This is a genomic window from Bradyrhizobium sp. LM2.9, from assembly GCF_054056555.1.
Window position 1 is genome coordinate 2,773,419 of the sequence record NZ_JBSRYJ010000002.1, and the last position, 22,187, is coordinate 2,795,605.

General features: G+C 63.4%; 18 protein-coding genes and 4 pseudogenes. 12 read left to right on the top strand and 10 right to left on the bottom strand.

From position 1 onward, the window contains the following. Positions 1–70: 70 nt before the first annotated feature. From rpoB to ACVWW3_RS14995, 10 genes and pseudogenes are all read right to left on the bottom strand, one after another. Positions 71–4,187: pseudogene (gene rpoB / locus ACVWW3_RS14950) on the bottom strand (DNA-directed RNA polymerase subunit beta). Between the two features lie 484 nt (positions 4,188–4,671). Next, positions 4,672–5,049 (bottom strand): 50S ribosomal protein L7/L12, encoded by a 378-nt coding sequence (rplL, locus tag ACVWW3_RS14955; protein ID WP_007602994.1) that lies wholly within the window; start codon positions 5,047–5,049, stop codon positions 4,672–4,674. Positions 5,050–5,102: 53 nt separating this feature from the next. Beyond that, complete coding sequence (gene rplJ / locus ACVWW3_RS14960) at positions 5,103–5,621, bottom strand: 50S ribosomal protein L10 (RefSeq protein ID WP_247341276.1); 519 nt, start codon at positions 5,619–5,621, stop codon at positions 5,103–5,105. 589 nt (positions 5,622–6,210) lie between these two features. After that, on the bottom strand, positions 6,211–7,158 hold the full coding sequence (locus tag ACVWW3_RS14965; protein ID WP_456649497.1) for a 2-hydroxyacid dehydrogenase: 948 nt from the start codon (positions 7,156–7,158) through the stop codon (positions 6,211–6,213). Positions 7,159–7,247: 89 nt separating this feature from the next. After that, positions 7,248–7,940 carry a 50S ribosomal protein L1 gene (gene rplA, locus ACVWW3_RS14970; protein WP_092034881.1) on the bottom strand — a complete coding sequence of 231 codons (693 nt, stop codon included), beginning with the start codon at positions 7,938–7,940 and terminating at the stop codon, positions 7,248–7,250. Between the two features lie 6 nt (positions 7,941–7,946). Further along, positions 7,947–8,375 (bottom strand): 50S ribosomal protein L11, encoded by a 429-nt coding sequence (gene rplK, locus ACVWW3_RS14975; protein WP_045008228.1) that lies wholly within the window; start codon positions 8,373–8,375, stop codon positions 7,947–7,949. Between the two features lie 130 nt (positions 8,376–8,505). Next, entirely contained in the window at positions 8,506–9,060 is a 555-nt protein-coding gene (nusG, locus tag ACVWW3_RS14980; RefSeq protein WP_007602985.1) for a transcription termination/antitermination protein NusG, read from the bottom strand. Continuing rightward, positions 9,060–9,251 carry a preprotein translocase subunit SecE gene (gene secE, locus ACVWW3_RS14985; protein WP_456649496.1) on the bottom strand — a complete coding sequence of 64 codons (192 nt, stop codon included), beginning with the start codon at positions 9,249–9,251 and terminating at the stop codon, positions 9,060–9,062. Before secE ends, nusG begins: the two co-directional genes overlap by 1 nt. Positions 9,252–9,523: 272 nt before the next feature. Then, a complete protein-coding gene (locus ACVWW3_RS14990; protein ID WP_456671997.1) occupies positions 9,524–10,837 on the bottom strand; it encodes a methyltransferase domain-containing protein in 1,314 nt (437 codons plus the stop codon). Between the two features lie 259 nt (positions 10,838–11,096). Continuing rightward, positions 11,097–11,684, bottom strand: a complete 588-nt coding sequence (locus ACVWW3_RS14995; protein WP_354050841.1) for an SIS domain-containing protein — start codon at positions 11,682–11,684, stop codon at positions 11,097–11,099. A 162-nt stretch (positions 11,685–11,846) separates the two neighbouring features. On the opposite strand from ACVWW3_RS14995, the pseudogene ACVWW3_RS15000 reads away from it, so the two are divergent. The 12 genes and pseudogenes from ACVWW3_RS15000 to ACVWW3_RS15055 form a co-directional block, all read left to right on the top strand. Beyond that, positions 11,847–12,831 (top strand): annotated as a pseudogene (locus tag ACVWW3_RS15000) (SDR family oxidoreductase). Positions 12,832–12,959: 128 nt separating this feature from the next. Continuing rightward, a complete protein-coding gene (locus tag ACVWW3_RS15005; RefSeq protein ID WP_456649493.1) occupies positions 12,960–14,531 on the top strand; it encodes a PfkB family carbohydrate kinase in 1,572 nt (523 codons plus the stop codon). A 28-nt stretch (positions 14,532–14,559) separates the two neighbouring features. Next, entirely contained in the window at positions 14,560–15,561 is a 1,002-nt protein-coding gene (locus tag ACVWW3_RS15010; RefSeq protein WP_247445982.1) for an NAD-dependent epimerase/dehydratase family protein, read from the top strand. A gap of 156 nt (positions 15,562–15,717) precedes the next feature. Further along, on the top strand, positions 15,718–16,179 hold the full coding sequence (locus ACVWW3_RS15015; RefSeq protein WP_456671998.1) for a hypothetical protein: 462 nt from the start codon (positions 15,718–15,720) through the stop codon (positions 16,177–16,179). A 104-nt stretch (positions 16,180–16,283) separates the two neighbouring features. Beyond that, positions 16,284–17,204, top strand: a complete 921-nt coding sequence (locus tag ACVWW3_RS15020) for a phosphotransferase (protein ID WP_456649491.1) — start codon at positions 16,284–16,286, stop codon at positions 17,202–17,204. Then, positions 17,201–17,632 (top strand): annotated as a pseudogene (locus ACVWW3_RS15025) (transketolase); the annotation flags it as partial. The gene ACVWW3_RS15020 and the pseudogene ACVWW3_RS15025, both read left to right, overlap by 4 nt. Before the next feature lie 73 nt (positions 17,633–17,705). Next, positions 17,706–18,050, top strand: a complete 345-nt coding sequence (locus tag ACVWW3_RS15030) for a hypothetical protein (protein WP_456671999.1) — start codon at positions 17,706–17,708, stop codon at positions 18,048–18,050. A 10-nt stretch (positions 18,051–18,060) separates the two neighbouring features. Beyond that, positions 18,061–19,020: a transketolase family protein gene (locus ACVWW3_RS15035; protein WP_456649490.1), complete on the top strand. Its 960-nt coding sequence runs from the start codon at positions 18,061–18,063 to the stop codon at positions 19,018–19,020. Between the two features lie 8 nt (positions 19,021–19,028). Beyond that, positions 19,029–20,135, top strand: coding sequence for a DegT/DnrJ/EryC1/StrS family aminotransferase (locus ACVWW3_RS15040; protein WP_456649489.1), 1,107 nt, complete (start codon positions 19,029–19,031; stop codon positions 20,133–20,135). Next, positions 20,125–21,243, top strand: a complete 1,119-nt coding sequence (locus ACVWW3_RS15045; RefSeq protein ID WP_456649488.1) for a DegT/DnrJ/EryC1/StrS family aminotransferase — start codon at positions 20,125–20,127, stop codon at positions 21,241–21,243. Before ACVWW3_RS15040 ends, ACVWW3_RS15045 begins: the two co-directional genes overlap by 11 nt. Continuing rightward, complete coding sequence (locus ACVWW3_RS15050; protein WP_456649487.1) at positions 21,240–22,046, top strand: sporadic carbohydrate cluster 2OG-Fe(II) oxygenase; 807 nt, start codon at positions 21,240–21,242, stop codon at positions 22,044–22,046. The genes ACVWW3_RS15045 and ACVWW3_RS15050 overlap by 4 nt, the downstream gene beginning before the upstream one ends. Further along, positions 22,039–22,128 (top strand): annotated as a pseudogene (locus ACVWW3_RS15055) (LIC12192 family sporadic carbohydrate cluster protein); the annotation flags it as partial. The gene ACVWW3_RS15050 and the pseudogene ACVWW3_RS15055, both read left to right, overlap by 8 nt. Positions 22,129–22,187 lie beyond the last annotated feature (59 nt).

Below are 22,187 nucleotides of genomic sequence, written 5' to 3' on the forward strand. Positions count from 1 at the left end.
GCGCCCTGCCCTCGCGACTCGGGGACTAGGCGCCGATGCCCGGCCGTTCAGGCCGGGCATGAGGGTCGTCTTACTCGGCTGCTTCCGCCGTCCCCGGTCCGACCTTGGAATTGTGCAGGTCGACGTTGAGGCCGAGCGAGCGCATTTCCTTGACCAGCACGTTGAACGATTCCGGAATACCGGCCTCGAAGGTGTCGTCGCCACGCACGATCGCCTCGTACACCTTGGTACGGCCGGCGACGTCGTCCGACTTCACGGTCAGCATTTCCTGGAGCGTGTACGCCGCGCCGTAAGCCTCGAGCGCCCACACTTCCATTTCGCCGAAGCGCTGGCCGCCGAACTGCGCCTTGCCGCCCAGCGGCTGCTGGGTGACGAGCGAGTACGGACCGATCGAACGCGCGTGGATCTTGTCGTCGACGAGATGGTGCAGCTTGAGCATGTAGATGTAGCCCACCGTCACCTTGCGATCGAAGGCATCGCCGGTGCGGCCGTCATAGACGGTCGATTGACCCGAAGCGTCGAGACCGGCAAGCTTCAGCATCTCCTCGATGTCCGCTTCCTTGGCGCCGTCGAACACCGGCGTCGCGATCGGCACGCCGCGGCTCAGATTGTGGCCGAGCTCGATCAACTCGTTGTCGTTGAGCGACTTGATCGTCTCGTCCTCGCCGTAGACCTTCTTCAAGGTTTCCTTCAGCGGCTTGATGTCCTGCCTCGACAGGTAGGCATCGACCGTCTGGCCGATACGCTTGCCGAGGCCGGCACAGGCCCAGCCGAGATGGGTCTCGAGGATCTGTCCAACGTTCATGCGCGAGGGCACGCCGAGCGGATTGAGCACGATGTCGGCATGCGTACCGTCTTCGAGGAACGGCATGTCTTCGATCGGCACGATCTTCGACACCACGCCCTTGTTGCCGTGGCGGCCGGCCATCTTGTCGCCGGGCTGGATCTTGCGCTTCACCGCGACGAAGACCTTGACCATCTTCATCACGCCGGGCGGCAATTCGTCACCGCGCTGAAGCTTTTCGACCTTGTCGAGGAAGCGCTGTTCCAGCCCCTTCTTCGACTCGTCGTACTGCTTCCGCATGGCCTCGATCTCGGCCATCAGCTTGTCGTTCGGCGAAGCGAACAGCCACCACTGCGACTTCGGGTACTCCTCGAGCACCGCACGGGTGATCTTGGTGTCCTTCTTGAAGCCCTTCGGACCGGCAATGCCCTGCCGTCCCTCGAGCAACTCGGCAAGACGGTTGTAGACGTTGCGGTCCAGAATCGCCTGCTCGTCGTCGCGGTCCTTGGCCAGACGTTCGATCTCTTCCCGCTCGATCGCCAGCGCACGCTCGTCCTTGTCGACGCCGTGACGGTTGAACACGCGCACTTCGACGATGGTGCCCTGCACGCCCGGAGGAACGCGCAGCGAGGTGTCGCGAACGTCGGAAGCCTTTTCACCGAAGATGGCGCGCAGGAGCTTTTCTTCCGGCGTCATCGGGCTTTCGCCCTTCGGAGTGATCTTGCCGACCAGGATGTCGCCGGCGCGCACTTCCGCGCCGATGTACACGATACCGGCTTCGTCGAGGTTCTTCAGCGCTTCTTCCGACACGTTCGGAATGTCGCGGGTGATTTCCTCGGGTCCGAGCTTGGTGTCGCGGGCCATCACCTCGAATTCTTCGATATGAATTGAGGTAAACACGTCTTCCTTCACGATCCGCTCGGAGAGCAGGATCGAGTCTTCGAAGTTGTAGCCGTTCCACGGCATGAACGCGACCAGCACGTTGCGGCCGAGCGCGAGCTCGCCGAGATCGGTCGACGGGCCGTCGGCGATGATGTCGCCCTTCTTGACGATGTCGCCGACCTTCACCAGCGGACGCTGGTTGATGCAGGTCGATTGGTTCGAGCGCTGATACTTCATCAGCCGGTAGATATCGACGCCCGACTTGGTCGGATCGAGATCTTCCGTGGCGCGGATGACGACGCGGGTTGCGTCGATCTGGTCGATCACGCCCGAACGGCGCGCCGCGATCGCAGCACCCGAGTCACGCGCAACCACGCCTTCCATGCCGGTGCCGACGAACGGCGCCTCGGCGCGAACCAGCGGCACCGCCTGGCGCTGCATGTTCGAGCCCATCAGCGCGCGGTTGGCGTCGTCGTTCTCGAGGAACGGGATCAGCGCGGCTGCGACCGAAACGAGCTGCTTCGGCGACACGTCCATATAGTCGACCTTGTCCGGGGTCACCGGCAAGACTTCGCCGGCGTGACGGCAGACCACGAGATCTTCGGTGAAGCGGCCCTTCGGATCGAGCGGCACGTTGGCCTGCGCGACCGTGTAGCGACCCTCTTCCATCGCCGAGAGGTACACGACCTCGTCGGTGACGCGCCCGTCCTTGACCTTGCGGTAAGGCGTCTCGACGAAGCCGTACTTGTTCACGCGCGCGAAAGTCGCGAGCGAGTTGATCAGGCCGATGTTCGGACCTTCCGGCGTCTCGATCGGGCAGATGCGGCCGTAATGCGTCGGATGCACGTCGCGCACCTCGAAGCCGGCGCGCTCGCGGGTCAGACCGCCCGGTCCAAGCGCCGAGAGACGGCGCTTGTGGGTGATCTCCGACAGCGGGTTGGTCTGGTCCATGAACTGCGAGAGCTGCGAGGAGCCGAAGAACTCGCGCACGGCGGCGGCCGCCGGCTTCGCGTTGATCAGGTTCCTGCGGCATGACCGTGTCGATGTCGACCGAGGACATGCGCTCCTTGATCGCGCGCTCCATGCGGAGCAAGCCGATGCGGTACTGGTTCTCCATGAGCTCGCCGACCGAACGCACACGGCGGTTGCCGAGATGGTCGATGTCGTCGATCTCGCCCTTGCCGTCGCGCAAATCCACCAGCGTCTTGATGACGGAGAGGATGTCTTCCTTACGCAGCGTGCGCTGGGTGTCGGGCGCATCGAGGTCGAGGCGCATGTTCATCTTGACGCGGCCGACCGCTGAGAGGTCGTAACGCTCGGCGTCGAAGAACAGCGACTGGAACATCGCCTGCGCCGAATCCAGCGTCGGCGGCTCGCCCGGACGCATCACGCGGTAGATGTCGAACAGCGCGTCCTCGCGCGTCATGTTCTTGTCGGCCGAGAGTGTGTTGCGGATGTAGGCGCCGACATTGACGTGGTCGATGTCGAGCAGCGGCAGCTCCTTGTAGCCGTGCTCGTTGAGAGCCTTCATCGACTTGTCGGTGATCTCTTCACCGGCTTCCGCGTGGATCTCGCCGGTCTTCGGATTGACGAGGTCCTCGGCGATGTAGTTGCCGACGAGCTCCGCATCCGACAGGCGCAGCGCCTTCAGGCCCTTCTCCTGCATCTGGCGCGCACCGCGCACGGTGAGCTTCTTGCCGGCTTCGAGCACGACCTTGCCGGTATCGGCGTCGATCAGGTCGTTGATGGTCGAGTAGCCGCGGAAACGATTGGCGTCGAACGGAACACGCCAGCCTTCCTTGATCCGCTTGTACTGGATCTTCTTGTAGAAGGTGCTGAGGATCGCCTCGCCGTCGAGGCCGAGCGCGAACATCAGCGACGTCACCGGAAGCTTGCGGCGACGGTCGATACGCGCATAGACGATGTCCTTGGCGTCGAACTCGATGTCGAGCCATGAGCCGCGATACGGGATCACCCGGGCGGCGAACAGCAGCTTGCCCGAGGAATGGGTCTTGCCCTTGTCGTGGTCGAAGAACACGCCGGGCGAGCGGTGCATCTGCGAGACGATGACGCGCTCGGTGCCGTTGACGATGAAGGTGCCGTTCATCGTCATGAGCGGGATGTCGCCCATGTAGACGTCCTGCTCCTTGATGTCCTTGACCGACTTCGCGCCGGTTTCCTCGTCGATATCGAACACGATGAGGCGCAGCGTCACCTTGAGGGGTGCGGCGAAGGTCATGCCGCGCTGGCGGCACTCGTCGACGTCGTATTTCGGCGGCTCGAACTCGTAGCGGACGAATTCCAGCATCGAGGTGCCCGAGAAGTCAGAGATCGGGAACACCGAGCGGAACACTGCCTGCAAGCCCTCATCGGACCGCCCGCCCTGGGGCTCGTCGACCATCAGGAACTGGTCATAAGATGCCTTCTGAACCTCGATGAGGTTCGGCATCTCGGCAACTTCCTTGATGTGTCCGAAGAACTTGCGAACGCGTTTGCGACCGGTGAATGTCTGCTGCGCCATCGTGGCCTCTCATTTTCGGCGCCCGATCTGGGCGCGCCGTCCGGAACGCGGCTACCGCCGCTCCCCGGGTTGAATTTTTCGAACCCGCTTTGGAGGACCGGAGACTCAGTTTCAGGCAGGAATGTCCTGAATCTGTTCTTCAGACCTTCAAAACGCAAAACGACGCGCGGGGCGCAGTAGCGCGCCCGCCCGTCACAACCATTCTCTTCACGGACTGCAAAAGCCCGAAATAGCTTGCTCTCCCAACGGCTTACAGGGAAACCCGGCATCCCTGCCCACCGCGCTTTCGTGCTGTCGACCCGATATGGGACGACAGTAGTGCAGATTCGAGGGGTAAAGCCTCAAATCCCCACACTTTTTCGTGTTCGACCTGCGTCGGGCCGTTCCGTCGCACGCCTTTTGCATCTGGCCCACCCTTTCGGGGAGTGGACCGAGATCCCGGTTTCGCTGATGCTCACCGGGATCTCGTATCAGTAAGCGTTGCTTACTTGAGCTCGACCTTCGCGCCAGCCTTCTCGAGCTGGGCCTTGAGCTTCTCGGCTTCGTCCTTGTTCACGCCTTCCTTGACAGGCTTCGGCGCGCCCTCGACAAGGTCCTTTGCTTCCTTCAGGCCCAGGCCGGTGATGGCGCGGACTTCCTTGATGACCTCGATCTTCTTGTCGCCGGCGGCGGCAAGAACGACCGTGAACTCGGTCTTCTCTTCGGCCGGAGCGGCGGCAGCGCCACCACCAGCCGGGCCGGCCACGGCGACAGCCGCGGCAGCCGAAACGCCCCACTTCTCTTCGAGGAGCTTCGCGAGTTCGGCAGCTTCGAGCACGGTGAGGCTCGAGAGGTCGTCAACGATCTTCTGCAAGTCAGCCATTGTTCAGTTTCCTTGAATGTAATCTGGTTCGGGTTTGAGTTTTGCGAAGGGCGTCAGGCCGCTTCGCTCTTTGAGGCATAAGCCTGGATGACGCGCGCGAGCTTGCCCGCGGGCGCATTGGCGAGCTGAGCGATCTTGGTCGCCGGGGCCACAAGAAGGCCGACGATCTTGGCGCGCAGTTCGTCAAGCGACGGCAGCGAGGCAAGTGCCTTCACGCCGTCGACATTCAGGACGGTCGTTCCCATCGAGCCGCCAATGATGACGAACTTTTCGTTCGCCTTGGCGAATTCGACGGCGACCTTTGGCGCCGCTACCGGATCGTCCGAAGTGGCGATCACAGTCGGTCCCTTCAACATGGAACCGATGGCAACGACGTCAGTGCCTTCAAGAGCAATTTTGGCGAGACGGTTCTTCGAGACCTTCACCGAGGCGCCAGCCTGCTTCATCTGCATGCGCAGCTTCTGCATCTGGACAACGGTCAGGCCGGAATATTGGGCAACGACCGCGACGCTCGTGGCCTTGAAGATGCCATTGAGCTGTTCGACCGCTTCCTTTTTTGCCGCTCGTTCCACAGCAAGCTCTTTCCGGTTGGCGGTCATCGCGAGAAACGGGACCACCGGGTTGCACCCATCGTCCCACCCAAAACCTGAACCTCTGGGCCAAAACCCTTCGGACACGCGCCGGGCGAGACGACAATTCAAAGCCTGCCCTCCGGGAGCCCATTGGAGCCCACGGCGTGTCGAGGTCCGAACCAAACCCATTCCGCAGCCAACCCTAAGGTGGACACGAAGTGAAATCCGGTCTTCACCCGTCTATGCAGGCCATGCGATTAAGCCGTTGAGAAATCGAGATTCCCCGCGGGCGCCTGCAGTCTTGGACAGGACAAGGTCAGCCGGCGAACCGCCCGACCCCTGCCCGCATTCCACCATCCGACGGGTTTTCCTTCCTTTTCCGGCAAATCCTTGCGGACGTCCTGAAAAGGAATGATCTCCTGTCGTATCGGGTTTTTCGGAATGCGTGCACGAACGCGCCAGCCAGGGCCGGTACGTCCGGAAGCGGTTCTTTAACCGCTCAGGGCCTGCTTGCCAAGAGCAAAATTCACACCAGTTCCAATCCGTTGCCGCTGGCGCTTGACCCGGGCCAACAAGGGCCGATTCAGGCTCATTTGACCCCATAAGGCAGCGGCTTGCCCTCGAAAAATGCGGTCAGGTTCGCCAGCACGCAGCCCTGCATGGCAACATGCGATTCGAGGGTATGGCCGCCGATATGGGGGGCGAACACCACATTGGGCAGCGCCGTCAGCGCGTCTGGCGCGTGCGGTTCCTTGTCGTAGACGTCGAGACCCGCGCCGGCGATGGTCTTCTCGGTGAGAGCCGTCACCAGGGCCTTCTCGTCGATCACCGAGCCGCGGGAGATGTTGACGACGTAGCCGTCCGCCCCGAGCCGCTTGAGGATATCGGCGCTGACGGCGTGCTGGGTCTCGGCCCCTGCCCGGACCGCGATCATCAGCACGCTGCTCCAGTCGGCGAGCGCCTCCAGCGTCGGGAAATATTGATATGGCAGATCGTGTTTGCTGCGGCTGAAATAGCCGATTTCGCTCTCGAAGGCGGCGCAGCGCGCCGCGATCTTGCGGCCGATCTCGCCCATGCCGTAGACGCCGATACGGCGGCCGGGCATGCCGGCCTGCGGGCGCATCATCGGCGACTGCTTTGAGGCAGCCCAATCGCCGCTGCGGACATATTGGTCGGCAACCAGGATCCGTCGCGTCGTCGCCAGCATCAAGGTCATTGCGATATCGGCGACCGAGGCCGCATTGGCGCCGGGGCTGTGGCCGACCGCAATGTTGCGCGCGGCGGCGGCCTTCAGATCGACGCCGTCATAGCCGGTGCCGTAGCAGACGATGGTGCCGAGCTTTGGAAACAGGTCCATCGCCTCCACGCCGAGCGGCGTGCCGCCCGCGGTGAGCACCGCGCGGATGCCACCGAGCTCGTCGGCCGAAAACACCTCGCGCGCGGGCTTGCCGCCGGTGTCGAGCAGCTCGAACCGCTCGGCGAAGCGCGCCATCATCGTTTTGGGAAAGCGCGAGTAGATCAGGACCTTGTCAGTCATTGTTCTTGTTTCCAGTGAACACCGTCACAAACGACGAGGGGCGGAATCGGTTGCCCGATTCCGCCCCTCGCCTCATGCATTTACAAACCCTAGCCGAGAATGGTGCCCGGCTCGACCTTCACGCCGGGGCCCATCGACGAGGACACCGCAACGCGCTGGATGTAGGTGCCCTTGGAGCCAGCCGGCTTGGCCTTGGAGACAGCGTCAGCCAGGGCCTTGATGTTCTCGACCAGTTTCTCCTCGGAGAACGAGGCCTTGCCGACGCCGGCCTGCAGGATGCCGGCCTTCTCGACACGGAACTCGACCGAGCCGCCCTTGGCACCCTTCACCGCGCCAGTGACGTCCATGGTCACGGTGCCGATCTTCGGGTTCGGCATCAGGCCGCGCGGGCCCAGCACCTTACCGAGACGGCCGACCAGCGGCATCATGTCGGGGGTCGCAATACAACGATCGAAATCGATCGTGCCGTTCTGCACCTTTTCGACCAGGTCTTCGGCGCCGACGACGTCGGCACCCGCAGCCTTGGCTTCATCAGCCTTGGCGCCGCGGGCGAACACGCCGACGCGGAGCGTACGGCCGGTGCCGTTCGGCAGGGTCACGACGCCGCGGACCATCTGGTCGGCGTGACGCGGATCGACGCCGAGATTGATCGCGACCTCGATGGTCTCGTCGAACTTCGCTTTCGCGCGTTCCTTGACCATCTTGATGGCGTCCGCGAGCGGGTAAAGCTTTTCGCGATCAACACCTTCGCGGGCTTTGTTCAAACGCTTTCCGATTGCCATGACCGCTTACCCTGCCACTTCCAGACCCATCGAGCGGGCAGAGCCCTCGACCATCTTCATGGCCGATTCGATGGTATCGCAATTGAGATCCTTCATCTTCTTCTCGGCGATCTCGCGCACTTGCGCCTTGGTCACCGCGCCGGCCTTGTCGCGGCCCGGCGCCTTCGAGCCGGACTGGATCTTGGCAGCCTGCTTGAGGAAGAAGGACATCGGCGGCGTCTTCATCTCGAAGGTGAAGGAACGGTCCGCATAGATGGTGATGACCACCGGGATGGGGGTGTTCTTCTCTTCCTTCTGGGTCTGGGCGTTGAACGCCTTGCAGAACTCCATAATGTTGAGACCGCGCTGACCAAGCGCGGGACCGATCGGGGGCGAAGGATTCGCCGCACCGGCCGGGACCTGAAGCTTCAGGTATCCGGTCACTTTCTTTGCCATGTATCACTCCTGTTGTGCCGGCCTGGACCGGCGGTTTCAGGTTCGTGGTCTGGGTCGGATGCGGCTGGCAACCGCCCTCTCCCTCCCACGGCCTCTTGTTGCGTGAGACAGAAGTCTCACGCCTACCCGATCAGACCTTCTCGACCTGACCGAATTCCAGTTCGACCGGCGTGGCGCGGCCGAAGATCGACACCGCGACCTTCACGCGCGAGCGCGCCTCGTCGATTTCCTCGACGACACCCGAGAACGAGGCGAACGGGCCGTCGGCCACGCGCACGTTCTCGCCGATCTCGAACGATACCGACGCCTTCGGCCGTTCCACGCCCTCCTGCACCTGATGCAGGATGCGCATGGCCTCGGCTTCCGAGATCGGCATCGGCTTGTTTTCCGCGCCGAGGAAGCCGGTCACCTTCGGCGTGTTCTTGATCAGATGAAACGCCTCGTCGGTCAGCTTCATCTTCACCAGCACGTAGCCCGGGAAGAACTTGCGCTCGGCGTCGATCTTGCGGCCGCGGCGCACTTCCGTGACCTTCTCGGTCGGAACCAGCACCAGCTCGAACAGCTCCTCGAGCCCACGCTGCTTGGCCTGCTCGCGGATCGATTCGGCGACCTTCTTCTCGAAGTTCGAATAGGCGTGGACGATGTACCAGCGCTTGTCAGACAATTGAGCCGTTGCTGTTGCCATCAGTGGATGCCCAGAAGGAAGGTGATGAGGTAACGGATGACCTGGTCGGCGGCGAAGAAGAAGATCGAGGCCACGGCGACCATGACGAACACCATGATGGTGGTGATGGTCGTCTCACGGCGGGTCGGCCAGGTGACCTTGGCGGTCTCCGCGCGCACTTCCTGCAAGAACTTGAACGGGCTGACTGCCATCGTTTGATGTCCAACGTCCGTCGACAGACGCGAATGAATTTCAGGGATCCGAACAGCCGCCGTTGGCCCAGCCCTCTGTCTCGAAGGATGAGCCGGAATCCGGGCTCGATTGTTCGGGGATTTCAAAGCCGCGCCGGAGATCCGCGTCTAACGGGCCGGCTGCGAGTGGGCGGTATCTACTGCGGATGGGAGCAAAGGTCAAGATCGAGAGGGTGCCAGCGGGTAAACCGGCCTCCGCGGGCGACCGAGCAGAGACCATGCCGATCAAGGGCTTATCGGCCGCCTGCAAAGCGCGGTCCCATGCCCTCCGCCGGTTCTTTGCAGAACGACACCCTGGGTCCCCCTCTCCTGGGGCCCCTTCTAGCGACTTGGTAGCGACTTGGGGCGGTCAATCGGCCCGATCGATCGTCGAGATGCCCGGCAACGGCACAATGAACCTTTCCGCCCTCTGCGAAATAGCGGGCATGCTTGGCCCGGATCGGATCCACGTAGCGCCATGCGAAAACGACGACGAATGCCGGCTTGCGCTCGTAAAGGGCGGCGGGCGACAGGATCGGGATGTCGTAGCCCGGGCCGGCCATCACGTTCCCCTTCTTGGGGTCGTCGTCCACCAGGAAGTCGATCTTCGTCTCCAGGCCGAACTGCGGCAGCAGGGTCGTGGTACCGACAGACACGCCGTAGCCGGCCACGAGTTGACCGCGCGCATGGGCGGCATCGGCCATCGCGACCAACTCGTCGCGGATGGCGGCGATCCTCCGCGCATAGGGCACATAGTAGGTGGGCTGGTCGACGCCGAGCCGGTCTTCCTCGCCGATGAAGCGCGCGACCTCCGCGGAAGGCTTCTTCGGGCCGCCGGCACGCTGCACCGTCACGCGGATGGAGCCGCCCTTGGTCTCGATGTGCTGGACGTCGATCACTTCCATGCCGAGCCGCGCGAAGAAGCGCGTCAGCGGCTTGATGTTAAAATACGACAGATGCTCGTGATAGACGGTGTCGAGAAGGTTCTTCTCGGTGACGTCGACGCCGTACTGCGTTTCGAAAACGAACAGCCCGTCCGGCGCCAGCACGTCGCGGACCCCGATCACCAGCGGATCGAGATTGTCGACATTGGCGATCATGTTGTTGGCGATCACGACGCTCGCCGCACCGTGGCTTTGCAGGATGCGGTGACCAATGACATCGGTGAAGAAATCGCCGATGGTCTCGATCCCCGCTTCCGTCGCCCGCCGTGCGATGTCGACGGCGGGATCGACACCCAGCACCCGCATGCCGCGCTCCCTAAAGAAGCCGAGCAGCGATCCGTCATTGCTGCCGAGTTCGACGACCAGCGAGCCCGGCGCGATGGCGAAACGGCTGACGACGTCGTTGGCATAGCCCGCGAAATGCTCCCGCAGGCCGAGCGAGAGCGAGGTGGTGTAGACGTAGTTGCGGTACTGGATCTCCGGATTGCCGACGTGCAGAATCTGGAGATGGCCGCAGTCTGCGCACAGGTGCAGCGCCATCGGCACGGCGGCGCGAAAGACGGGATCGTCGACGCTGGCGTTCGGCACCTGGAAGTTCGGCGTGCCGATGGGCATGCCTGCCATCGGGACGACCAGCTCCTGCTTGTCCGAATGACAGAGGCGGCAGGTATGCCGGACGTAGAACAGGTTTTTCATCGTGGGACCGGAAAACGGAGACATGCGGGCGGATGAGGCAATCTCACCCTGTGAAGATCAGATCGACGGCATTGGTCAAGAGAGTCAAGGGTGGCGCGCCCAATGTACACCGGCACGGCGATCAACAGCAGCAGCTTCACCGAAAATAGGCCGCCTGCTTCAATCGCGACTGCATCGAATTCCCGCCTCAGGATGCCGGATATTCCGCGCGACCGATGACGAGGTCGATCGCGGCCATCATCCAGAACTGGTGCGTGGTCTCGACGATGTTGTAGCTGCGGCTATCGACGTAAAAATCGACGTCGCCGAGATTGCGCAGCGGATTGTCCGCATTCATGCCCGACAGCGTGATCACGTCGAGCTTCATCGTCCGCGCCTGCGCGACCGCATTGAGGATGTTCTTCGAGCGCCCCGACGAGCTGATCGCGACGAGGCAATCGCCGGCGCGAGCGCTCAGCCGCACCGCATGCGCGAGCCAATCCTCGAAACCGTAATCATTGGCAAGGCACGACATCATGCTGGCATCGCTGAAGCAGAGTGCGGGCACTGATGCGTTCTTCGCCAGATCGATAGCGAGATGCGAAGCGATGCCGGCCGAGCCGCCATTGCCGATGAAGATGATGCGACCGCCCTGCTCTCGCGCGCGCAACCAGGTCGCGCGGGTGGCGGAGATCCTGGCGAAAACCCCGTCGTCAACCTCCGTCGCGCGATGGAGGCGCGCCACATAATCGTCGAGGAAAGCCTTGTGATCGGGATCGACGGACTCGGCAGGCATGGGCTCGCGGCTCGACGGCGACATGACGCCCTGATACCGGCTATCACCAGCGATTGCAAAGGTATAATACCTGCAGAGTGTGCTAGCAGCCGATTCGGTTTCCGACTCCACTCAACATTGGCGAGCCTGTTTCGCTGGGCATTCGCATCACGGATGTTCCCCATGAAATGCATCGTTACCGGTGGCGCGGGCTTCATCGGCAGTCACCTCGTCGATCGTCTCCTCGACGACGGGCACGAGGTCATCGCGCTCGATAATTTCGTGATCGGACGCGCCGAAAATCTCGCCTCGCGCGCCGATTCGAGTCGACTGAAGATCGTGCGGGCCGACGTCACCGAACTCGAATCGATCAAGCCCCATTTCGACGGCATCGACTGGGTCTTCCATCTCGCCGCGCTGGCCGACATCGTTCCCTCGATCGAGTCCCCGATCCCGTATCACCGCGCCAATGTCGACGGCACGGTCAACGTTCTCGAGGCTGCACGGCAGGCGGGCGTCGGCCGCTCTCGTTTATGCCGCGTCGTCGTCCTGCTACGGAATTCCCGACGTCTATCCGACGCCGGAGAGCGCCGAGATCCGGCCGATGTATCCCTATGCGCTCACCAAGAATCTCGGCGAGCAGTGCGTCATGCACTGGTGCCAGGTTTACAAGCTGCCCGCCGTCGCGCTGCGCCTGTTCAACGTCTACGGGCCGCGCCATCGCACCACGGGCACCTACGGCGCCGTGTTCGGTGTGTTCATGGCCCAGAAGCTCGCCGGCAAGCCCTTCACGGTGGTCGGCGACGGCGGGCAGACCCGCGACTTCACCTTCGTCAGCGATGTCGCCGACGCTTTCGTGACCGCAGCGCGGTCCGAGGTCTCGAACGAAATTTTCAACGTCGGCTCCGACAACACCTACAGCGTCAACCGGCTGATCGAGCTTCTCGGCGGCGACAAGGTCCACATTCCCAAGCGTCCCGGCGAGCCCGATTGCACCTATGCCGACATCACCAAGATCAAGCGGATCACTGAAATGGACGCCGAAGGTCAAATTCGAGGACGGCGTCGCGACGATGCTGAAATCGATGGATCAGTACAAGGACGCACCGCTGTGGACGGTGGACAAGATCGCGGACGCGACCAAAGACTGGTTCAAGTATCTCGGTGACGACAGCGACGCCGCGTCCGGCACGCCGCAGAAGGCAAGCTAGTGAACAGGTTCGCCGGATATCGTTGCCGCGAATCGATCAATTCCGGGCCGGCCGACTGAGATCGGCCGGCGCTTTGGGTTATCACATGGGCAATCTTCCGACCGACAATCCCGCGCCAACCGCCCAACTGGCGGCGCACGAAAAGATCAAGACAATCGAGGAACTCGGCGAGATCGCGCGATCTGCACAAGCGCAGGGCCGGAAGGTCGCACTCTGCCACGGCGTCTTCGACCTCGTGCATCTCGGCCACATCAGGCACATCCAGGCCGCGCACAACGAAGGCGACGTCGTCATGGTGACGATCACCGCCGACCGTCACGTCAACAAGGGGCCGGGGCGGCCGATCTTCCCCGAAAACATGCGGGCCGAGATGCTGGCCTCGCTCGCGAACGTCGATTGGGTCGGCATCAATCACACCTCCAGCGCCGAGCCGATTCTCGATACGGTGCGGCCGGACATCTATGTGAAGGGGTCCGACTACGAGAACCCCGAAGACGACGTGACCGGCAAGATCAGGACCGAGCGCGACGCCGTCGAGCGTCACGGCGGACGCATCGTGTTCACGCGCGACGTGACCTTCAGCTCCTCGTCGCTGGTGAACCGGTACTTCGACATCTACGATCCTCCACTCCGCGACTACCTGCAAAAGGTCCGTGAAGGTGGCGGCGCCGACCGTCTGCTGAAGCTGATCGACAAGGTGCAGGACATGCACGTCGTGCTGGTCGGCGACACCATCATCGACGAATACCAGTACGTCACGGCGCTCGGAAAGGCCTCGAAGGAAAACATCGTCGCCACGCTATTCAAGAACGGCGAGCAATTTGCCGGCGGCGTCATTGCCGCGGCGAACCATGTCGCGAGCTTCTGCAAATCGGTGGAGATCGTCACGACGCTGGGCGGCAACGACTACCCTGAAGAGTTCATCCGCGCGCATGTCCGCCCGAACGTCACGCTGACGCCGATTCGCATTCAGGGCCGTCCGACCACCCGCAAATCGCGGTTCGTCGAGCTGGGATATCTGCACAAGCTGTTCGAAGTCTACACCATGGACGACACGCCGCTCGACGAGGCCGATCGCAAGGAGATCGACCGTATCACGACGGAGCGCGTGCGCGGCGCCGACGTGGTGATCGTCACCGATTTCGGTCACGGCATGATCGCCTCGAGCACGATCGACGCCCTGATCGCGAACTCCAATTTCCTGGCGGTCAATGCCCAGAGCAATAGCGGCAATCACGGCTACAACCTGATCACGAGATATCCGCGTGCTGATTACATCTGCATCGACGCGCCGGAGGCGCGTCTGGCGGCAACCGACAAGTTCAGCGACATCGCATCCGTGATCGAGGCCGGCTTGCACAGCAAGATCGACTGCGACAACATGATTATCACGCACGGCTCCTTCGGCTGCTACCCGTTCTCTTCGAAAACCGGCGTCGCGCGCGTTCCCGCCTTCACCAAGACCGTCGTCGACACCGTCGGCGCGGGGGACGCCTTCCTGACGATCACCGCGCCGCTGGTCGCCGCCGGCGGCAATATCGAGGACGTCGCCTTCATCGGCAACGCGGCCGGCGCGATCAAGGTCGGGATCGTCGGCCACCGCAGCTCGGTCGAAAAGGTGCCGCTGGTCAAGTTCGTCACTGCGTTGTTGAAGTAGCGCGAACGGCAAATACTGGAGAACGACAGTGATTGGTCAAAAATGGAATGTGATGGTCACCGGTGGCGCCGGCTATGTCGGCAGCGTGCTGGTTCCCCACTTGCTCGCCGCGGGCCACAAGGTCACCGTGCTCGACCTGTTCATGTATGGCGACGATGTCTTCGATGCCGTCCGCAACAATCCAAATCTGCGCCTGATCAAGGGCGACATCCGCGATGAAGCCGCGATCAACGAGGCCCTGCGCGGCAACGACGCCGTGATCCACCTCGCCTGCATCTCCAACGATCCGTCGTTCGAGCTGGATCCGGGGCTCGGAAAATCCATCAATTACGACTGCTTCCGGCCGATGGTGCGCGCCGCCAAGAAGGCGGGCATCAAGCGCTTCATCTACGCCTCCTCGTCCAGCGTCTACGGCATCAAGGACGAGGCCGAGGTGACCGAGGACCTGTCCTGCGAGCCGCTCACGGACTATTCGAAGTTCAAGGCGATGTGCGAGACCGACCTCGCCGACGAGGCGGCGTCCGGGTTCGTCGCCTGCACGGTTCGTCCCGCCACCGTCTGCGGCTACGCACCGCGGCAGCGGCTCGACGTCGTCGTCAACATCCTGACCAATCTCGCGGTCAACACCGGCCGCATCCGCGTGTTCGGGGGAACGCAGCGCCGGCCCAATCTGCACATCGAGGACATGTCCGCGGCCTATCTGTTCCTGCTCCAGCAGGACGACGCGAAGATCGACGGCAAGACCTACAATATCGGCTACGAGAACCACTCGCTGATGAAGATCGCCGACATCGTCAAGTCGGTGGTCGGCAGCAATGTCGACGTCGCCGTTGAGCCGACCGACGATCTCCGCTCCTACCACGTCTCTTCGGAGAAGATCCGCCGCGAGCTCGGCTTTGCGCCGACCCACACGATCGAGCAGGCCGTGTCCGGCCTTGTCAACGCCTTCAAGGGCGGCCGCCTGCCGAACTCGCTCAACGACCCCCGGTACTTCAACATCAAGATGATGCAGAACATCAGCCTGAAGTGAGCGGCGTGCGGATCGGCATCGATTTCGACAACACGATCATCTGCTACGACAAGGTCTTTGCCGCCGTCGCAAGTCAGCGTGGGCTGGTGCCGGAGGGGTGGGAGGGGCTGAAGACCGACGTGCGGGACCACTCTCCGCTCCCGCGCGGGCGGCGAGTTGGCCTGGCAAGGGCTGCAAGGCTTCGTCTACGGCAAGGGAATTGGCGGCGCCGGAATCTATCCGGGGGTGCGGGAATTCCTGGCGGCGTGCAGGCAGGCCGGCTCGAAGGTCTCCATCCTCAGCCACAAGACTCGATTCGGTCATCAGGACCCCGACCGCACCGACCTGCGTGACGCCGCGCGCAGCTGGCTACGACGAGCCGGCCTGATCGACGCTGCGGATGCGGCGCTGGCCGTCGGCGACGTCTATTTCGAGGATACACTGGCCGCCAAGGTTGAGAGAATCGCGGGCCTGGGGCTCGACGTCTTCATCGACGATCTCGTCGACGTCTTCGAGCAACCGCATTTTCCGAAGGCCACGCGATCGATTCTGTTCACGCGGTCGCAGCCTCCCCACCCCGAACACTGCAAGCCGATCGCGACATGGGCCGATATTCGCCGCGAGGTGTTTGCGGCATGAGCGAGACCAACATCACCGCGCCGGATGCGATCGCGATCGGCAGCCGCTTGGCCGGTGCGCGTGTCGTAGCCGCCCAGCCGGCACGGTCCGGCGGCAACAACAGGGTGTTTCGGCTGGAGATGGCGGAGGGACCGCCCCTTGCCCTCAAGCAATATCCGTCCGACGGACGCGATCGCCTGGGACAGGAATATGCCGCGCTCTCGTTTCTGTCGCGCCACGGCATCATGTCGACACCGCGGCCGGTCGCAAAGGACGCGGATGCGTTCTGCGCGCTGTACCAATGGTTCGACGGCGAGGCGGCGGTGCTGCGCCCGCAGGGCGACGACGCCGACCAACTCGCCGATTTCCTGATAGCGTTGCAGAAACTGCGCGCCGCCGAAGGCGCGCAAAATTTGCGCAACGCCTCAGCCAGCATCTTTTCGCCCGAGGCAGCCATCGCCCAGTACGAGCAGCGCCTGGACGGACTGCGGCGGGTCTCGGATGATCATCCCGACCTGCGCGCGTTCATCGAAGGCAGCCTGGTTCCCAGCACTGACGTCGCGATTCGGCAGCTCCGCCGGCGCTACGCCGAACTGGGCCGGGATCCCGCAGCGGACCTTGCGCCCAACCATCGCGCGCTAAGTCCGTCCGATTTCGGACTGCACAACGCGTTGCGCGCCGAAGGCGGGTGCTTGCGATTCATCGACTTCGAATATTTCGGCTGGGACGATCCGGTCAAGCTCGTGTCCGACACCGCCATTCACCCCGGCAGCGACCTGCCGGAGGCGAGCGCGAATCGCTTGGTCAAACGGCTGTCGCGCGCCTTCGAGGCGGGCGATGACGCGTTTGCGATCCGCCGTGACGTACTGTATCCTGTGTTCAAGGGAATCTGGTGCCTGATTGTCCTGAACGCCTATTTGCCGGACAGCCGCTCCCGGCGCGCAATGGCTGCACAAGGTGGCGATGTTACGATCCGCCTCGCCGGTCAGCTCGACAAAGCCCGCCGGCTTCACCAGACGATTAGCCCAACAGATTTACCGAAGTGACCCAGATCTCGCCCCACGCTGAAGCCGCCCTCACCTGCACGCTGGACGAGCGTAGCCTTTATCTGCGCCGACTGGTCCTCGGTTCTGTCCGCTCCGCGGGACGCGGACATGTCGGTCCGGCATTGTCGCTGATCGAAATGGTCCGCGTACTCTACGACGACGTGCTGCGGATCGATCCGAACAACCCGCGCGATCCGGCCCGCGACCGCGCGATCCTCAGCAAGGGGCACGGGTGTCTGGCGCTCTATGCGCTGCTGGCCGATCGCGGCTTCTTTCCCCTGTCGGAGCTCGACGGCTTCTGCGGCCCCGACAGCATTTTGGGCGGACATCCCGAATACGGAATGGTGCCGGGCGTCGAGGCGTCGACCGGCGCACTTGGACACGGCCTGTCGATCGGTGTCGGCCTTGCGCTTGCCGCACGCATGCGCGAGCGCAGCTACCGCACCTTCGTTCTGCTCGGCGACGGCGAGATCAACGAGGGCTCGGTTGTGGGAGGCTGCAATGGGCGCGGCCAAGCACGGGCTCGACAATCTGGTCGCGCTGATCGACTACAACAAGCTGCAGAGCTACGGCCCCACCGACTATGTCCTGCCGCTGGAGCCACTCGCGGACAAATGGCGCAGCTTCGGCTTTGCGGTGCAGGAGCTCAACGGCCACGACGTCGGTGCCCTGCGCGCTGTCCTGAAGCAGGTACCGGCCGTTCCGGGAAAACCCACCGCGGTCATCTGTCATACGGTCAAGGGCAAGGGTCTGCCGGCCGCGGAATCCAACGCCGATTGGCATCACAAGAACAAGCTGACCGACAGCGAGCTCGGCGCCATCCGCGTCGCTGTCGGCGATTTTTGATCGGCTTCCCATGCGCAATACCGCGATGAACATGGTCCACAAGCTCGCCACGCGCGACGAGCGTGTGCTCTACATCGGCTCCGATCCCGGCGCGGGCACCTTGCGCGCGATGAGCAAGGAGTTTCCCAAGCGCCACCTGATCGAAGGCATTTCGGAAGCGCACATCATCGGCATGTCGGCCGGTCTCGCGATGGAAGGCTTCGTGCCCTACGTCAACACCATCGCGACATTCCTCACCCGCCGCTGCTACGAGCAGGTCGCCGTCGATCTTTGCCTGCACAATCTGCCGGTGCGGCTGATCGCCAATGGCGGCGGGCTGGTCTATGCGCCGCTCGGCCCCACCCACCAGGCGATCGAGGACATCGCCATCATGCGGGCGCTGCCGAACATGACAGTGGTCTGCCCGTGCGACGCCGACGAGGCGGCGCGGCTGATGGAGCAGACGCTCGACTGGACCGGGCCGATCTACATCCGGCTCGGCAAGGGTGGCGACGCCGTCGTCTCGAAGGCCGAGCACGGCTTTGAGATCGGCAAGGCCATCCTGATGCGGCGACCGGGCGACGTCGTCATGGTCACGACAGGCATCATGCTCCAGCGCGCACTCGCTGCGGCCGACCTGCTGGCTGTGCAGGGCATTCGCGCCGGCATCCTGCACATGCACACGGTCAAGCCGCTCGACACCGAGACGCTGCTGCAATCAATCCGGGGCACCAAGCTGGTGGCGACACTGGAGGAGCACGTGCCCTCCGGCGGCCTCGGCAGCGCGATCGCGGAGGCGCTGATCGACAAGCTCGGCTTCGGCCTGCCCCCGATGCTTCGGCTGTCGCTGCCGGACCGGTTCATGCACAATTACGGATCGCAGGACTCGCTGCTGAAGAAGCATGGACTTTCCGCCGGCGCCATTGCGACCTCGATCGAGCGCGCGCTCGCCGCTTCGCACACCTCCTCTCCTCAACTTCATTCCACCTGACGGGCCCCATGCACGACGTTCGATATTCCTATCTGCTCGAGCAATTCTCCGACCCGGCACCGATCCTGGCCGAGATCGGCCGACTGGTGGCGACCGGTGATTTCACCCTGGGCAAGCCAGTCGCCGAATTCGAGCGGCGCTTTGCCGAGCTGATCGGCGTACGTCACGCCATCGGCGTCGGATCGGGCACCGATGCGCTCAAGCTGCCGCTCAAGGCGCTCGGCATCGGTCATGGCGACGAGGTCATTACCGCCGCGAACACCTTCATCGCCACCGTCGGCGCCATCGCGGAGACCGGCGCGACGTCCGTGCTGGTCGACTGCGACGATTCCTTTTGCATGAACGTCGACTACGTCGAAGCCGCGATCACGGAGAAGACCAAGGCGATCATGCCGGTTCAGTTGACCGGCGAGGTCACCGACATGGGCAAGCTGATGGCGATCGCCCAACGTCACAACATCCCCGTCGTCGAGGATTCCTGCCAGGGCATCCTGTCGGAGTTCGCGGGAAAGCGCTCCGGCACCCACGGCATCGCAGCCGGCTTCTCCCTGCATCCGCTCAAGAACCTCAATGTCTGGGGCGATGCCGGCGTCGTCGTCACCAATGACGACGGGATGAACGAGCGGCTTCGCCTGATCCGCAACCACGGCATGAAGAATCGCGACGAGATCGCGATCCTCGGCTGCAATTCGCGGCTCGATTCCCTTCAGGCGGTGGTCGGCAACTGGCTGATCGGCCAGACCAGCGAGATCACGCGCCGCCGGATCGAGAACGCGGCTTATTACGACGCGGGGCTCGGCGGCCTGCCCGGCCTGCGCATTCCGCCGCGCCGGCCCAACGTTAAGCACGTCTACCATCTCTACATGGTGTTCGCCGAGCGTCGCGACGAGCTTTACGCATACTGCCTGGACAACGGCATTGAAGCGAAGATCCACTATCCCATCCCGCTGTATCAGCAGGAAGGCCTCAAGCATCTCGGCTACGGGCCGGGCACCTTCCCGGTCACCGACCGCCATGCCCAGGAAGTCATCAGCTTCCCCGTCGACCAGCATCTGACACGGGCGCAACAGGACCGCGTCATCGAGATCGTCCGGAAGTTCTGCCATGGACGCTGACACCGGCCGCCGGCGCATCGGGTACGTCAATCTTCCCGCGCAATTCGAGGAAGAGCGCGGCGAGATCATGCAGGCGGTCGAGGGCGTGTTCCAGCGCGGCGATTTCATCGGCGGCGCGGCTGTTGCGAAGCTCGAAGAAGAGCTCACCACTTATCTCGGCTCGCCGCATGTGGTGACGCTCAATTCCGGCACCGATGCGCTGATCCTGTCCTTGAGGGCGCTCGACATCGGTCCCGGCGACGAGGTGATTACCCCGCCGAATTCGTTCGTGGCATCGACTGCCGCCATCGTCGCTGTTGGCGCCAAGCCGGTGTTTGCGGACGTGCTGCCGGACCAGAACATCGATCCGGCGGCGGTCGAGGCCGCCGTCACCCCGCGGACCAGGGCGATCATGCCGGTGCACCTGACCGGACGCATGGCCGACATGAGCCCGCTGATGGCGATCGCGGCCAAGCACGCTCTCGCCGTGATCGAGGACAGCGCGCAGGCCATCGGCTCGACCTATGACGGGCGGATGAGCGGGACCATCGGAACGTTCGGCTGCTTCTCCGCCCACCCGCTGAAGAATCTCAATGCCGCGGGCGACGCCGGCTTCGTCGTCACCGCCGACGCCGAGCTGGCCGCGAGAATTCGACGCCTGCGCAATCACGGCCTGATCAATCGCGGTGACGTCCAGGAGTGGGGCATGGTGTCACGCCTCGACACGGTCCAGGCCGAGGTGCTTCGCATTCGCCTGCGTCACCTGCCCTCCGTCATCGAACGCCGGCGCCGCAACGCCTCGCAATACCGCACTGAGCTCGCCGGCCTTTCCCTGTTCATCCCGGTTTGCCGCAACATCGAGTTCAACACCTTCCACACCTTCGTCGTGCAGACGGATCGTCGCGACGATTTCCAGAAATATCTTGCCGACAAGGGTATCGAGACCGCGATCCACTATCCGGTACCGATCCACCTCCAGGAGGCGGCGGCGCATCTGGGTCACGGTCGCGGCGCGTTCCCGGTGACTGAGCGGCAGGCGGATCAGATCCTCACGCTTCCCATCAACCAGTTCCTCTCGGCCTCGGACATCAGCTATGTTTGCGCGACCGCCCGGGAGTATTTTGCATGACGGACACGGCTTTCCTCGAGGCCGATGAGCAGGCGCTGGCGCAACGCTTCATCGACGACGGCTTCGTCACCACGCCGGCCGACGATCGCGCCGGGCTCGACCGGATCCAGCGGCGCGCCGCCGAGCTCGCGGCGGACTATCTGAAGCTGCCGCACGACAACGACCCCTACGCGATGCTCGACACCATCCACACGCGGGTGAACGTGGATGATCTCAACGGCCTGCGGCTGCACGTCTTCAACGGCCTCAACGCCGAGCCCTGGTTCCGGCCGACCTATTTCCGCCTGGCGCGCTCGACGATCGAGACCATCGTCGGCAACGAGCTCTGCATGCAGCGCCGCGTCAATCTCAGCATCCAGCTGCCAGGTGACGATTCCTCGCTGCTCGCCACCCATTCCGACGTCTGGTCGGGCGACTCGCCGTTCGAAGTTGTGGTGTGGGTGCCGCTGGTCGACGTCCACCGCTCCAAATCGATGTATCTGCTGCCGCCGTCCCTGAACGGCGACATGCAGGACCGAATGGCCAGCCTGCGCAGCGCCGAGGAGCTGTACAAGACCATCAAGCCGCACGCGACCTTCATCGAGATCCCCTACGGCCACGTGATGCTGTTCAACCAGACCCTGATGCACGGCAATCGCATCAACGAGGAGCCCGGCACGCGCTGGAGCATGAACTGCCGCTTCAAGAGCATCATGTCGCCCTACGCGGACAAGCGCTTCGGCGAGTTCTTCGAACCGATCCTGCTGCGCCCGGCAACACGCGTCGGCATGCAGTACAAGCTGCCGGGAGGCTTCCATGGCTGAACGAGCCGGCCATCGCGGCTATATCGGCGCCCGGCCGCTGAACGGCAGCCGCACTCCGCAGCACGTCCAGAACATCGTGATCCGCGACTACGCGCGGCGGAAGAACCTGCATTATCTGCTCAGCGCCGCCGAGCACACCAT

Excerpts from the sequence above, each read along its gene's own strand:
- rplL (WP_007602994.1), bottom strand. The coding sequence starts at position 5,049 with ATGGCTGACTTGCAGAAGATCGTTGACGACCTCTCGAGCCTCACCGTG.
- ACVWW3_RS14965 (WP_456649497.1), bottom strand. The coding sequence starts at position 7,158 with ATGACTGACAAGGTCCTGATCTACTCGCGCTTTCCCAAAACGATGATG.
- rplA (WP_092034881.1), bottom strand. The coding sequence starts at position 7,940 with ATGGCAATCGGAAAGCGTTTGAACAAAGCCCGCGAAGGTGTTGATCGC.
- rplK (WP_045008228.1), bottom strand. The coding sequence starts at position 8,375 with ATGGCAAAGAAAGTGACCGGATACCTGAAGCTTCAGGTCCCGGCCGGT.
- nusG (WP_007602985.1), bottom strand. The coding sequence starts at position 9,060 with ATGGCAACAGCAACGGCTCAATTGTCTGACAAGCGCTGGTACATCGTC.
- secE (WP_456649496.1), bottom strand. The coding sequence starts at position 9,251 with ATGGCAGTCAGCCCGTTCAAGTTCTTGCAGGAAGTGCGCGCGGAGACC.
- ACVWW3_RS14990 (WP_456671997.1), bottom strand. The coding sequence starts at position 10,837 with ATGGCAGGCATGCCCATCGGCACGCCGAACTTCCAGGTGCCGAACGCC.
- ACVWW3_RS14995 (WP_354050841.1), bottom strand. The coding sequence starts at position 11,684 with ATGCCTGCCGAGTCCGTCGATCCCGATCACAAGGCTTTCCTCGACGAT.
- ACVWW3_RS15005 (WP_456649493.1), top strand. The coding sequence starts at position 12,960 with ATGGGCAATCTTCCGACCGACAATCCCGCGCCAACCGCCCAACTGGCG.
- ACVWW3_RS15030 (WP_456671999.1), top strand. The coding sequence starts at position 17,706 with ATGGGCGCGGCCAAGCACGGGCTCGACAATCTGGTCGCGCTGATCGAC.
- ACVWW3_RS15035 (WP_456649490.1), top strand. The coding sequence starts at position 18,061 with ATGCGCAATACCGCGATGAACATGGTCCACAAGCTCGCCACGCGCGAC.
- ACVWW3_RS15040 (WP_456649489.1), top strand. The coding sequence starts at position 19,029 with ATGCACGACGTTCGATATTCCTATCTGCTCGAGCAATTCTCCGACCCG.
- ACVWW3_RS15045 (WP_456649488.1), top strand. The coding sequence starts at position 20,125 with ATGGACGCTGACACCGGCCGCCGGCGCATCGGGTACGTCAATCTTCCC.
- ACVWW3_RS15050 (WP_456649487.1), top strand. The coding sequence starts at position 21,240 with ATGACGGACACGGCTTTCCTCGAGGCCGATGAGCAGGCGCTGGCGCAA.